Origin of the sequence: Micromonospora narathiwatensis (genome assembly GCF_900089605.1) — a bacterium.
In the GTDB taxonomy this organism is placed as follows: Bacteria; Actinomycetota; Actinomycetes; order Mycobacteriales; family Micromonosporaceae; genus Micromonospora; species Micromonospora narathiwatensis.
This window is the reverse complement of record NZ_LT594324.1, coordinates 2,414,217-2,427,314: the sequence shown is the minus strand read 5'-3', so window position 1 is coordinate 2,427,314 and position 13,098 is coordinate 2,414,217. Positions and strand designations below refer to the sequence as shown.

Genomic DNA, 13,098 nt, shown 5'->3' with positions numbered 1-13,098 from the left:
GCTGGTCCGTACCGGACCAGTCACCTGCTGACCATTTGCAGCCGCCTGCACCAGCCTCGACCCGGCCGGGGCCGGCCAACCGATCGACGCCACGGAGAAATGACCCTGGAACAGGCGGAACCGGAAGAGGGCGGAAAATGAGGGGAATTCCTACCGCGTCCCTGGTTATCGGCATTGCGTCCTCGCCGGACGAACGCAAGCAGCTCGCGCAACTGCTCGCCGGGACGGCGGCCTTCCTGATCGTCTCCAGCGTCGACCAGGCCCGGGAGTTCCTCGGCGTGCCCGGGGCGCCCCGCGTCACGGCGCCGGCCGTCGAACCCGCCGTCCCCGAGGCCGTGGCGGACGTCGGCACGCCGCCCGGACTGAGCGTCGACTCCGACCGACGGGTGCTGCGCTGGTCGGACCGCGAGATCGAACTGACCCCGCTGGAGCACGACTTCCTGCGCTGCCTGGTCGGCACGCCCGGACAGGTGTGGACCTACGAGCGGCTGCACCTGCAGGTCTGGGGCAACCGGCACCTGGGGCGCGGCTCCGACATGCACTCGGTGGTGCGCCGGGTACGGCACAAGCTCGCCAGGCTGGACGCCGCCGCGACGATCCACGCGGTCCGTGGGGTCGGCTTCCGCCTGGCCACCGCCTGACCCTCACCGCCCAGGGACACGCTCCCACCCCGGCCGACCCACACTCACCCACGCGGTCCGGCCCGCCTGGTCGGTGACCAGGCGGGCCGGATCTGTCAACTGACGGTCAGACTGTCAACAGCGGATCGGGGAGAGCGCGAAGTCCTCCACCGTGGGCGTGTTGGCGACCAGCTTCGCCTGACGGGTCTGGGGCTTCCAGCCGTCCTTGGCGACGATGAGCGTCAACGGGTTGTTCCGACGGTCCATCCAGTAGGCGTACTTGCCGTCGGCGTCGGTGGCGAAGGTGTACGAGTTGGCCCACGAGTCGACCTGGACGACCGCGCCGGCCAGCGGTGCCTTCGCACCCTGGCAGCTCGTCCCGGTGACCGTGCCCATCAGCTTGCTCCAGGTGTTCGGCGGGTTCGCGGTCAGCGTCACCGGCACCGGCTGCACCGTGTACGGCGTGTTCTGCTTGATCGCGACCGCTGCGGTGTACGTACCCGGCTGGTCGACGTTCGCCGACATCCCGACGGTGACCGTGACCTTCTGACCCGGCGCCAGCGTGGCCGACGTCTTGTCGATCGTCATCCAGCTGACGTCCGCCACGGTCGCGGCGCACTGCTCGAACCCGGGCAGCGCCTCGCTCTCGGCCGCGGCGTCGAAGCTGCCCGACGAGCCGCCGATCTTGTAGAAGCCGCACGCCGCGCCGCCACGGTAGCGGGCGGTGTTGGCGTTCGGCAGGCTGGACCACGAGCTGCTGGCCGGCTCGTACGCGAAGCCCGCGTTGGTGATGGCGCCGCCCTGCACGCCACCGACGACCAGGAGCTTGCCGTTCGCGACGGCGAACGAGCTGGCCCAGCTGTCGGCCGGCGCGTCGGCGATGGCGGTCCAGGCGTTGGCGCCCGGGTCGAAGGCGTAGCTGGCCTTCTGCGCCACCGACCCGTCGTTACCGCCGGTGCAGTAGACGACACCGTCGATCCCGCCGCAGGACAGGAACGCCACCGACTTCGGGTAGTTGGGCAACGTCGCCCAGCTGTCGCTGCCCGGGTCGTAGCGGACGACGGAGTTCGACATCGGCGTGCAGGACGAGGTCGTGCAACCGCCGATGGCGTACAGCTTGCCGTCGACGACCGCCTGGCCGGCCGCGGCACGCGGCGCCGGGTTGTTGGCCCTCTTCGTCCAGGTGTTGGCCGCCGGGTCGTACGTCCAGGTGGTGCCGTCGGGCCCGGACGCGCCCCAGCCACCGGTCGCGATGATCTTCCCGTCGGCGACGCCCACCGTCACGGCGTTACGCGCGCCCGGAAGATCGGCGATCGGCGCCCAGTTCTGCGCGATCGGGTCGTAGACGTAGTTCTTCGCGGTCGAGGCCGTACCGTCGCCGCCGGCGATCGAGTAGACCTTGCCGTCGAGGTTCACCACCCGGTTGTCCATCACCTTCGCCGGGTAGTTGGCGATGTTCGTCCAGGGCGCGGCCTGCGGGCCGACCGCGGCGGAGGCGCCGGTGGCCGCCTTGCCGGACGCCTGCGCGGCGAACGACGTCGCGACGTTGAGCCGCTGCTCGGGTGCGCCGCTGGAGGCGAGCAACTGCTGCTTGCTCAACTGGGAGCCGTCGGCCCGCTGGAGCACGAAGCCGCCGTCCCGCTCGCTGAACTCGACGTCGACCGGAGCGCCGCCGGTGTTGGTCACCGTGAAGCTCTTGCTGACCTTGCCGTCGGGCATCTTCGCGGTGCCGACGATCTCGGCCGGCTTGATCGACAACTGACCGGCCGCGAGCTGGAAGCTCGTGGCGGTCACCCAGTCGGTCGCGACGTTGACCTGCTTGCTCTGGCTGACGTACTTACCGGCGCTCGCGGTGAACTTGTGCGAGCCGGTCAGCGACGAGAACATCCAGAAGAAGCCGTCGGGCAGCTTGGTGTCGTCCGGGGTGGCCACGCTGGTGACCTTCTCCGCCGGCTTGTCGTCGCTGGTGACGGTGGCGCCGTTGACGTAGCTGTTGTCGTTCTTGTCCTGTACGTGGCCGAGCACCAGGCCACCGTCGATCGGCTGGCAGACGACCTGGCTACCGATCAGCACGTTGTCGACCTGCCACCACCACGCCCACGAGGCGTCGTAGTAGCGGAACCGGACGCGGGTCTGCGCGTTGCCGGCGGCCTGCGGGATCTTGACCTCGGTCACCAGCGGTCCGCGGACGCTGGTCGACTGCCGGAGCACGTTGGTCCAGGTGGTGCCCCCGTCGAGGCTCAGGTCCACGTCCGCCTTGTTGGAGCCCAGCTGGCGGAAGTCCTGGTTGAACCGGATCACCGGCGCCGAGACGTTGGTCAGGTTGACGACCGGGCTGACGAGCGAGGCGTCCTGCCGCCCGCCACTGCCGTACTTGTCGCTGTCGAGGATCGCGAAGTTGCCGGTGGCACCGGTCAGGTTGCCGCGGTTGCCGGGGTCGTTGAACTGCCAGACGTGGCCGTTGCCGAGCCCGTCCACCAGGGACCAGCCCGACGGCAGAGCGGTGCCGTCGAAGGTCTCGTACACGCCGTCGGAGCCGTTGCGGTAACCGGGCGCCGTGGTGCAGGAGTTGGCGGCCACCGGCACGGCCACGTTGTTGACGACGTTGGTCGAGCCGACCACGACGTCCTTGGTCACCGTCTGGTAGCCCGGGTACTGCGGCTCGACCTTCACGCTGTACGTCGACCCGGCCGGGAGCTTGAAGCTGTAGCGGCCGTCGGCGGGCGTGGTGTAGTCGGACACGCCCGACGGGCCCGCGACGCTCACCTTCGCGTAGAGCGGCCAGCCGTGTCCGGAACCGTCGGTGACCGATCCGCTGACGGTGACGCTCGGCACCGCCGCCAGCGCGACGTTGGTCGTCGTGGTCACGTTCTTGGTGATGGTCGCCGACACCGTCTTGCTCTGGTAGCCGAACGCCGACACGGCCACCTGGTAGTCGCCGGCCGGCAGGAGGGACGAGTACTTGCCGTCGCTCCCGGTGGTCAGCTCGCGGCTGGCCGCACCGGTCAGGGCCACCGTGGCACCCGGGATCGGCGTGCCGGTGCCCGCGTCCGTGACCGTGCCGGCCAGGGTGCCGGTGTCGCCGATCGGGGCCGCGTTCAGCAGCGCGAGGGCGTCCAGCAGGCCCTCGCCGTAGACGTTGTTGTTCGCCGCGGTGCCGCCGCACTGGCTGTCGGCCTTGTCGATGGCCGTGGTGTTGAGCAGGGTACGGGTCGCGTTGACGTCACCGACCAGCGACGGTGCCGCCGACCACAGCAGCGCGATCGCCCCCGCCAGGTGCGGCGAGGCCATCGAGGTGCCGTTGAAGCTGGCGTAGCTGCTGCCCGGAACACTCGACCGGACGTTCACGCCGGGAGCCGCGATGTTCGGCTTGATCGTGCCGTTCTGCCCGGCGCCCCGCGAGGAGAAGCTCGCGATGTTGTTGTTGATGTCGTAGGCGCCGACCGAGTAGTTGCTGGTCAGGCTGCCCGGGGAGCCGCTGGTCTGGCAGCCGGGACCGCTGTTGCCGTTGGACCAGGACCCGAAGATGCCCGAGGCGGTCCACGCGTCGGTCACGTCCTCCATGAACGGATCGTTGGAGGGCAGCGTGGTACCCCACGAGTTGTTGATGATGTTCGGCCGCTTGCTCGCGTCCGGGTTCTGACCGTTGAGGTCCCGGGGCTGGAGCATCCACTGGCCGGAGGAGATCAGCGCGGCGTCGCTGGGGCAGCAGCCGTTCGCGGCGATCCACTTGACCTCGGGCGCGACGCCGATCTGGTTCGCCCCGTCGAGGCCGGCCATGGTGCCCATGGTGTGGGTGCCGTGGCCGTTGTTGTCACAGGGGGCGGTGGCGCAGGTTCCGGCGGCGTTGTACCAGTTGTAGTTGTGGTCGAACGTGCCGTCGCCGTTGTTGCCGCGGTAGGAGTTCACCAGGGCCGGGTGGTTGAACTGGACGCCGGTGTCGATGTTCGCCACCGTGATGCCCGCGCCCTTGACGCCGTACTGGGACCAGACCTTGTCGGCCTTGATGTTCGCGATGCCCCACTCGAGGGCGTTCACCGTCTTCTCGTTGGTGCCCTCGGTGACCTCGGGCACCTTGTACTCGATCGGGGCGTACAGGCCGTCGACCTCGGCGTGGGCGGCGATGTTCTGCGCCATCGTCGAGGAGCCGCCGTCGACCTTGATGGCGTTGGTCGCCCAGAAGGTCTCGTACTTCACGCCCGCGGTTTCGAGCTCGGCCCGGACCTTGGCCTGGCTCGCCGCGGCGGTCTTCTGCAGCGCCTCCGCGACCGCGGTGCCACGCTTGGTCCAGTCCTTGATGGCACTGGCCTGGCTGAGGTCGGCCTTGTCCTTGAAGTGGATCCAGAAGTCGCCCTCGCTCTTGCCCTGCAACTGCTTCGCCAGATCCGGGCGGATCTTGTCCGAGGGGGACGCCGCGCCCGTTCCCGTTCCGGCCTGTGCGCCGGTACTGCTGGTGACCAGAGCTGTCGCGGCGAGGGCCAGAGCCGCGCCTGCGCTCACCAGAGATCTGGCTACGCGCCTCGTGTGTGGACGTCTCAGCATCGCTGCTGCCTCCTCCAGAACGACCCGCAGTCGATCGAGCCATGGCGAAGGGTGCAGGAAGGCGTTCCCGTCAGGGTCACGCCGGAACGAACGAACCCCCATGCCCCCCTGGGCGGCCGTGCGGGTCACGCCGGCTGCCCGATTGGACACTATGATCTAGAAGAAAGGACGATCAAGCACAGGACGTGAGCAACTTGTGACTAACGGTTGCCTAGTTCGCGGCAGAATTGACAATTACTGTCACGGCCAAGACGAAGTTGGGCAGAAATTGCCCATCGTTTCGGGGTGGGTGGCGTGGCCGAGGACGACGAAAACACGGTGCCGGACGGATCCGCGCCGGCTGAGAACATCTTTCCACTGTTGATAGCGGTGACACCGTCGCCAGCCGAACGGATCCGGCTCGCGGAACTCCTCGACGGGGTCGCACCACTGCTGCTGGTGGCCGACCTCGACGAGCTGCGCAAGCTGATCGCGGCACCGCGGCAGCCCCCGGCGGCGCCGGCCGCGCCTCCGGTGTCCGACGACGTCCTGCTGATCGACGCCACCCGGTCCACCGCCCGCTGCGGAGACCGGAAGGTCGATCTCACCCGGCTCGAGCACGACCTGCTGACCTGCCTGACCACCGAGCCGGTCCGGGTCTGGAGCTACACCGAGCTGCACCGCTCGGTCTGGCGTGACGAGCGGCTGCAACGCAAGGCGGACGTGCAGTCCCTGGTGAAGCGACTGCGGCGCAAGCTCACCCAGCTCGGCACCGGCGTCACCATCGACGCCGTACGCGGTGTCGGCTTCCGACTGACCGACCATCAGCATCCACGGGTCGGCGGCGCGTGACGCCCGTCGGGCCGGTCACTCCGTGGCGGTCGCCCGTCGCGCACCGGTGGGCCACAGGATCGTGGTCGGAATGCCGCGCTGCCGTGCCCCGTCGACCGTGCGGTCGGTCGCCGCGGCATGACAGCCGGGTTCGCCGTCCCAGACCGCCACGAGTCGCTGTATCCGGCGGAGCAGTTCCCGGTTGGCCGCCACGTAGGCGGCGGTGCCGGAGCGCCGGTGGCCGGTGTGGACGACCCGGGTCGCCAGCCGGAGCAGTTCGTCGAAGGCGTCCCGACTGTCCGGCCCGATCGCCACGGAACGGTAGTCCGGGGCCGGCAGGATCACCTCGTACGTGCCGCCGGTGGCCAGGACCGCGCGCGCGAAGATCTGGTCGGCGCCGGCCGCCAGGCAGGTCACGCCGTGCACCGGCCGGTCGCTGATCCGGCGCAGCTCGACGCGGAGCGCGTCGGCGATGAGCCGCTCGGTGGCGGGGGTCAGGTGGATGTGCCCGGTGATGCCGACGCGCAGCGGCGCGGGGTCAGGCCCCATCGGCCGATCCTCTCCGCTGCGCCGGCACGGCGGGCGCCAGCCGGATCAGCTCGAACCCGCTGTCGGACAGCACGTCGGGCAGCGCCCGGATCTCCTCGCGGTTCTGCTCCTGGAGGTCGGGGGTCAGCTCGTGCCAGGGTCGCAGTGCCGGATGCCGCCGCCGGACGTCGTCACGCGGCTCACCGTACGTCCAGCCCTCGCCCTGCCGTTCCCGGCACCACCGCTCGTGTTCGAGCTGGGCGAGTTCGTCGATCCGGTCGTCGATGGCCTGCCCGGCGGCCGAGGCGTCACCGGCGCCGCCCTGCCGCGGCGCCACCACACAGCCGAGATTCAACAACTTGGCGGCGATGTCCTGGACATGGGCGCGGTTGGCCCGCCGTAGCGACTCGGGCAGGCGCGACCAGTCCACCATGGCGGGCGCGTCGCCGGGGCGCACCCCGGCCCGCCGCTGGGCGCGCAGGTACCGGTCGTGGATCTGCTGGGCCAGCCGTTCCGTGAGGTCCTCGGCGATCAGTCGGGCGTCGCAGGCGCGGGTGAGCACCGGATAGAGCCGCAGCTTTCCGTGCACCTCGTCGAGCAGGTCGTGGCGGGAGTCGCCATGGAAGGCGGCGGCGAGCGCCGCCTGCCGGTAGACCGGTACGAAGACCGAACTCTCCGCTCCCCGCCAGAGCGCGGGGCTGTCCAGCACGAACTGCAACCCTCTGCGCTCGTCGGGGCCGCAGAGGTAGATGCGGTCGTAGCCGCCGGTGGCCACGTGCGGCAGGCCGGTGAGCCGGTCGAGGTCGAGATCGTGCGCGGCGAGCCGGCAGACGGTGGTCAGGAACGGGTAGCGGGCGGCGGTGAGGGCGAGTTCGGCGCTGGCGTCGGGTGCCACGAGGTCCACGTACAGGGGTGGCACGGGCTCGCCGGAGCCCAGGTCGGCCCGGCGCTTGCGCCAGTGCCGGGCGGTCTCGACGAGCAGGGCGCGGCGGAAGGCGCCGGTGCCGGCGATGAGGACCTTCGTCGGCCGGCCGGGGACGGGGCCGCGCAGCGGGTGGTGCTCGTGCAACGCGCGGGCGGCGATGTCGTCGACGTGGAAGTAGTCCAGCCGCAGCCGGCTGGATCCGGCGGCGCCGAGCCGCCGCGCCTGCAGGGACAGGCACATCTCGGGGTCGTGGACCTGGATGTAGACCCGTGGTGGCTGCCCCCGGTCGTGGATGAGCCGGCTGGCGGTGTTGGCGATGGCGTGGTTGCGGTCGTCGTTCCCGGTGCAGGCGTAGACGGTGCGGGCCATGGGCAGACCCGCGCCGCGCAGCACCTCGGCGCTGGTCGGATCGCCGACGACGCCGAGGTAGCGGCGCTGGCGGTACTCCAGCGGCCCGAACGGTTCGGAGCGCACCACGACGACGCGTTCGCCGTCGGCGAAGAGCCGGTCGGCGAGCATCTGGGCGAACTGGGAGTCACCACAGACCAGGGCGTGGCCACGGGCCCGCCGGGCGCGCAGCCGGCGGATCTCGGCGGCCAGCAGCAGCCGGCTGGCCTCGACCACGGCGAGCAGGGTGAACAACGGGGCGGTGAAGCGGGCGACCTGCAACTGCCACGGGTAGGGGCCGGGCTCCTGGAACGGTTCGGCGCCGAGGACGAAGAGCTGGATGTCGTAGTAGAGCACGTCGTACCGGTCGTGGAGGTTCTCCGGTCGGGCCTGCATCAGGCGCTCGAAGCCGAGGTAGCCGAGCACCAGGGAGAGCAGGCCGATGACTCCGAACACGACCCGCAGCCATCGCGTGGTCGGGCGGGAGAAGCCGGCGAGGGGGTGCGTCATCGGGTGGCTCCCGGGTCGGCGGGGCCGTGGTGCCACGCGCCGAACACGCCGGGGCGCCGGGATCGGCGTCGCCGCCACCAGGTTGCGACCATGACCCTTATGGTATTGGACGTAGTCGATCGCGACGGTGCTCGGCGCACCTGGCCGATTGGCTCTTTTCGCAGGTGAGCCCGAGCTGATGGCCGGTGACGGGTCCGCCACGCTGGCTACGGACGGCTACGATTTGAAGACGGCCCGAAGTCGGCGTACGAGCGGAGCGGGCCGCGGTACGGGAATGCCTGGTGCCCAGACCGGAGCTACCGGAGGATCAGGAAGATGGACGCACTCGGACCACCGGCGGTCGGTCCGGTCAATCCGTTCTCCGCGACGGCCGTCGCCCGCGTGAGTGCGGACGGCACGGACACCATCACGGTGGTCACGGTCGCCATCCGCGACGCGCTCGCTCACCTGGACAACTACCTGCGCACCGGCGGCGGTGGGACGGTCGCGGTGGTGGGCGACTACGGCACCGGCAAGACCCACCTCGCGGTCGAGTTGCTGGCCCACGCCCGCCGGACCGTCGGGCCGGCCGGGACGGCGATCTACCTCGACGCGCCGGCCGACACGTTCCTGTCGCTGAGCCGCCGGTTCCTGGGCCGGCTGTCCCGCGACGCGGTTCGCGCCCTCGTCGCGGAGTGGCGGGCGGAGTCACCCGCCCCGCCGGCGACGTGCGACGGTGACCCGGAGCCGGCGACCGATCCGCTCCCCCGACGGCTACGCGAGGAACTGGCCGAGGTCACCGCCGACCCGTCCTTCGGCACGGTCCTGGCGATGCTGCTCGATCCGGCCACGGAGGCGATGGCCTGGGACTGGTTGATGGGCTATCCGCCGGGGCCGGCGCTGGTGGCCGCCGGGGTGACCGCACGGGCCGACGTGGAGGCCGGCGCGGTGGAGACGATGGGTGTGCTCGCCCTGCTGCACGGGCGTCGGCACGAGCGCTTCGTCCTGGTGCTCGACGAGCTTGACAAGATCCTCTCGGCGGCCGGGCGGCCCGGGGACGAGATCATGGCCCGCTTCGCGCGGATGATCGGGGTTCTCGGGTCGGCCGGGGCGTTCCTGGTGATCGCCGGGCTGCCCGACATGCTTCATCTACTCAGCCCGGACGTGCGGCAGCGGATCGGGCCGATCGTACGGATGTCGGCGCTGAGCCCGGCGGACGTGCGGGAGTTCATCCGGCAGAGTCAGGCACGGGCGTTCGGCCACGCCCGGCTGGCGCCGTTCACGGAGGAGACCACCGACTACCTCACCAACCTGGCCGACGGGGTGCCGAGGCGGATCATCCGGCTCTGCTACCACCTCTACCAGCGGGCGGCCCAGGCGCGCACCCCGGTCACCCACGTCATGGTCCGCGAGGCGGTCCGGGTGCAGTTCGACCTGGCCAGCCGGCAGGATGTCGGCGCGGACGTACGGCGGGTGCTCACCCAGGACGGCTGGTCGTACCAGCGGGATCACCTGGTCGGGTCGATGCGGGACCTGCCGGTCGACTTCTGGGTGCCGCTGGACGAGCAGGACGCCGGCTGCTGCGTGCTGCTCTCCGAGTCGGTGCTCAAGTCCGAGGAGGTCGACGAACTCAACCGTAGGGTGGTGGCGATCCGGGCGGCGGTGCCGGACAGCGAGGTGATCCTGGTCGTCGTCGGGCACCTGCCGACGGACCACGCCGCGGACCTCGCGGCCACGTTCAGTGTGGAGCCGATCGTCTACGACCCGCAGACGTTCGCCGAGGACCTGTCGGGCAGCGTCAAGGCGTTGATGCGCCGGCTGGAGCAGGTGGTCGGCGCGGACGCGCTGACCTCGGTACGGCAGCGGGTCGAGCGCATCCAACGCCAGCAGAGCAACACCCAGCGGTCCATCGAACGGTTGTCGTACCAGCTCGACGAGATGCGCGGTGAGCTGCACGAGGACCTCAGAGGTCCGCGGCTCGACGCCGGCTCCACGATCCGGCGCGGCCCGGCGACCGGCGTCGCGTCGCCGCTACCGGGCCGGGTGGCCCGCGTCTTCGTCGAGGCGATCCAGGCGCTGGATCAGCTCAGCGGCTTCGAGCGGCACCTCCAGGACGCGTTCACTCCACCCCGGCCCGGGGCGGGGCGGTCGACCGAGGAGGGTGGGGCGCCGCTGCGGTCGCGGCTGCGCTCCCGGGACGTGCAGCGGGCCCTGGGGACGTCGATGGTGCTGCGACGGCTGATCGAGGCGTTCCGGTACGGCGTCGAACAGTGGTACGAGCGCCACAGCCGCGACCCGCAACCGGCGGACCTGGAACAGCTCGACCGGCTCTGCGAGACCTACGACGGGATCGCCGAGTACCTGCCGTTGTTCCAGCTCGACGCGTTGGGTGACCTGGCCACCCCCGGTACGGGCGACGACGACGCGATCGATCCGCCGGACCGGTCACGCAACTGGTCGGGGGCGAGGTCGGTCTTCGACGGGCTGAGCGGCCACGTACGGCAGCTGATGGTGCCCGCCTGATCCGCGGGCGGTGGCCCGGCGGCGGGCGTCCGCGGTCACCGATCCGGTTCGAGCGCCCCGGTCGGGGGGACCTCGCGCATCCGGGGCAGCCCGCCGTCGGCATCCCGTGGCGCCGGGTCGGGGTGCCCGTTCCGACCGCTGCGGCTCGGTGGGTCCGACGCCGCGCCACCACCCGGAGCCGTCGGTGGCCGACGCCGGTCGAGCAGCACGGTGGCCAGCGCGTGGATGGAGTTGATCACGATGATCGCGGTGGCGACGACCCCGACGGTGCCGGGGAAGTCGCGCTCCAGCACGAGGGCGAGGATCATCGCGGTCAGCCCGTTCTGCTGCCCCCAGGCGAGGTAGCGCCGATCGGCCGCCGGCAGGCCCCGCGAGATGGGCAGGGACACCAGCAGGTGGGCGGCCACCGCGGCCAGACCGAGTACCAGTCCCTCGACCACGTGGACGCCCTGCACGAGCAGCAGGCCGAGCAGGAAGGTGGCGACGAGGTAGGCGGCCTGGGTGGACCGGCCGACGACGGGGCCGAGGCGCGGCCGGAAGAAAAGCCCGGCGATCGCCAGGCCGAGCATCAGGAACTGCCAGGCCGCGACGAGGACGAGCACGACCAGTAGAGCGACGGCCGTCCAGCGCAGAGCCGCCCGGGTGCGGGGCCCGGCGGGGCTGCCCTCGCGGAGCCCGGCGGCCCGCATCCCCTTCCACAGCAGCCAGGCGGCCGCGGCGAGGGCGAGGTTGGCGGCGAAGGCGAGCAGGAGGTCGACGGGGCGGTCGCCGAGCAGGCCGGGCGCGGTGCCGCTGCCGCCGCCGCGCAGGTCCAGCGCGACCGCGGAGAAGTAGACGGTCACCAGGACGGTCACCGGGTCGTCGAACGACGCCCAGATCGACAGGATCGACCGGGCCCGGGGCGACGTCCGGTCCGGGCGGCTCATCGCGGCCACCGCCAGCGGGTCGATCTGCGCGACGGCCACGCCGAGGACCAGCGCCGCCGGATCGTGGAAGGCCAGGAACATGACCCCGGCGATGAGCGCCGCCTTGGCGATCACCCCGACCGTGACGGCGAGCAGCACCGTGGACAGGTGGGCGCGGACCTCGGCGAGGCTGATGTCCCGGGTGCTGCCCACCAGGCCCACCGCCAGCAGGGTCGAGGCGAGCAGGAGATACGACGGGGAGTTCTCCAGCCCGTGCAGGTCACCGGCCCAGGCCACCAGCAGGCCGGCCAGCCCGGAGCCGAGCACTGCCGCCGATCGTGCCAGTGGTTTCACGTACGCCTCAGGCCGCGAGCCCCGTGAGCTGCCGCGCCACCGTCCACACGGCGTTGTCGGCCTGACTGACCGCGTCCTGGTCGAGGGTGACCCCGAACAGGTAGTCGTCCGGGGCGAGCCGGTAGTAGTAGACGGCCCCCATCTCCACGTCGAGCACCAGCCGCGCGACGTCGCCGACGACCGCCCGGCGCAGGTCCCGGCTGACCTGCAACGCCAGCAGCGACAGGTCGGCGGCGAGGCGCTGGTAGCGGCTGCGGCGGTCGGGCACGGTGATGCCCCGGTTGAAGAACGGCTCCAGGTCCGGGTGCTCCAGGATGTCGACCGCCGACACCTGCTCCCCCGCCCGGTGATGGCTGAGGTAGTGCAGCCCGGCGGGCCGCAGTGCCGCGGCGAGAATCCCGCCAGGGTCGGTCGAGCCGTCGACGTGGGGCGGGACGGTGTCGCCGGAGGTCGCCGGTGGCTCCTGCGACGGCTGGGCGTCCCCGGCGGTCAGCCAGCCGCCCGGATTCTGCGACCGTTGCCGCACCAGATGGCGCAGGTCGCTGGCGAGCGCGGCGGCGGCCCGGTCGATCTCGCTGGCCCCGGTCGGATCGGCTACCGCGCCGACGGCGGTCGGGGTCGCACCGAAGCCCACCACGTGCTCGCTGCCGACCACCGAGTTGCAGAAGACGACACCGGCGCGGGTCTGGGCGACCGTCCGGATCAGCGCTCCGCTCTGCAGTTCCCCCAGCCGCCGGTTGAGTTCGTTCGCCCGGTAGACCAGTTGGGCGCCCACCCGGCGGTGGACGTCGCGGCGCTGCGCCAGGTCGGCGTCGTCGACCGCGGGCGGGGCGGACTCGTGCGCCAGCAGGTCCAGCGCGAAGTCGAGCACGCCGGTGGTGTAGTGCGCGATGTGGTAGACGCCGCAGCCGCGCAGCAGCAGCCCTCGGCACAGGTCCCGCTTCTTGAGGAACCCCGGGACGTCCTGCTCGGCCGACTCCTCCGCCAGGGCGTCGAGCAGCTGCGGATCCGTCAC

General features: G+C 71.4%; 8 protein-coding genes. 3 read left to right on the top strand and 5 right to left on the bottom strand.

Going from position 1 to position 13,098, the window contains the following annotated elements:
* The first annotated feature begins 137 nt into the window (after positions 1-137).
* Positions 138-641, top strand: a complete 504-nt coding sequence (locus GA0070621_RS10520; RefSeq protein ID WP_091194028.1) for a winged helix-turn-helix domain-containing protein — start codon at positions 138-140, stop codon at positions 639-641.
* A 114-nt stretch (positions 642-755) separates the two neighbouring features.
* On the opposite strand, the gene GA0070621_RS10515 is transcribed toward GA0070621_RS10520, so the two are convergent.
* Complete coding sequence (locus tag GA0070621_RS10515; RefSeq protein WP_167666778.1) at positions 756-5,120, bottom strand: S8 family serine peptidase; 4,365 nt, start codon at positions 5,118-5,120, stop codon at positions 756-758.
* A 411-nt stretch (positions 5,121-5,531) separates the two neighbouring features.
* Between GA0070621_RS10515 and GA0070621_RS10510 the strand changes: the two genes are divergently transcribed.
* Positions 5,532-5,993 carry a winged helix-turn-helix domain-containing protein gene (locus tag GA0070621_RS10510; RefSeq protein WP_167666777.1) on the top strand — a complete coding sequence of 154 codons (462 nt, stop codon included), beginning with the start codon at positions 5,532-5,534 and terminating at the stop codon, positions 5,991-5,993.
* A gap of 15 nt (positions 5,994-6,008) precedes the next feature.
* Here the strand turns inward: GA0070621_RS10510 and GA0070621_RS10505 are convergent, their stop codons facing one another.
* Both GA0070621_RS10505 and GA0070621_RS10500 read right to left on the bottom strand, forming a co-directional pair.
* Entirely contained in the window at positions 6,009-6,521 is a 513-nt protein-coding gene (locus tag GA0070621_RS10505; protein ID WP_167666776.1) for a hypothetical protein, read from the bottom strand.
* Complete coding sequence (locus GA0070621_RS10500; RefSeq protein ID WP_091194023.1) at positions 6,511-8,322, bottom strand: RyR domain-containing protein; 1,812 nt, start codon at positions 8,320-8,322, stop codon at positions 6,511-6,513. The genes GA0070621_RS10505 and GA0070621_RS10500 overlap by 11 nt, the downstream gene beginning before the upstream one ends.
* A gap of 315 nt (positions 8,323-8,637) precedes the next feature.
* On the opposite strand from GA0070621_RS10500, the gene GA0070621_RS29920 reads away from it, so the two are divergent.
* The gene (locus GA0070621_RS29920) at positions 8,638-10,824 is read left to right on the top strand and encodes an AAA family ATPase (protein ID WP_091194021.1); all 2,187 of its coding nucleotides are present in this window, start codon (positions 8,638-8,640) and stop codon (positions 10,822-10,824) included.
* Positions 10,825-10,859: 35 nt separating this feature from the next.
* Here GA0070621_RS29920 and GA0070621_RS10490 read toward each other — a convergent pair whose 3' ends face one another.
* The gene (locus tag GA0070621_RS10490) at positions 10,860-12,056 is read right to left on the bottom strand and encodes a cation:proton antiporter (RefSeq protein WP_091194019.1); all 1,197 of its coding nucleotides are present in this window, start codon (positions 12,054-12,056) and stop codon (positions 10,860-10,862) included.
* A gap of 34 nt (positions 12,057-12,090) precedes the next feature.
* Complete coding sequence (locus tag GA0070621_RS10485; RefSeq protein ID WP_091194017.1) at positions 12,091-13,098, bottom strand: hypothetical protein; 1,008 nt, start codon at positions 13,096-13,098, stop codon at positions 12,091-12,093.

What these genes read in the sequence shown, in the direction of transcription:
- GA0070621_RS10520 (WP_091194028.1), top strand. Translation starts at nt 138, where the DNA reads ATGAGGGGAATTCCTACCGCGTCCCTGGTTATCGGCATTGCGTCCTCG.
- GA0070621_RS10505 (WP_167666776.1), bottom strand. Translation starts at nt 6,521, where the DNA reads ATGGGGCCTGACCCCGCGCCGCTGCGCGTCGGCATCACCGGGCACATC.
- GA0070621_RS29920 (WP_091194021.1), top strand. Translation starts at nt 8,638, where the DNA reads ATGGACGCACTCGGACCACCGGCGGTCGGTCCGGTCAATCCGTTCTCC.
- GA0070621_RS10500 (WP_091194023.1), bottom strand. Translation starts at nt 8,322, where the DNA reads ATGACGCACCCCCTCGCCGGCTTCTCCCGCCCGACCACGCGATGGCTG.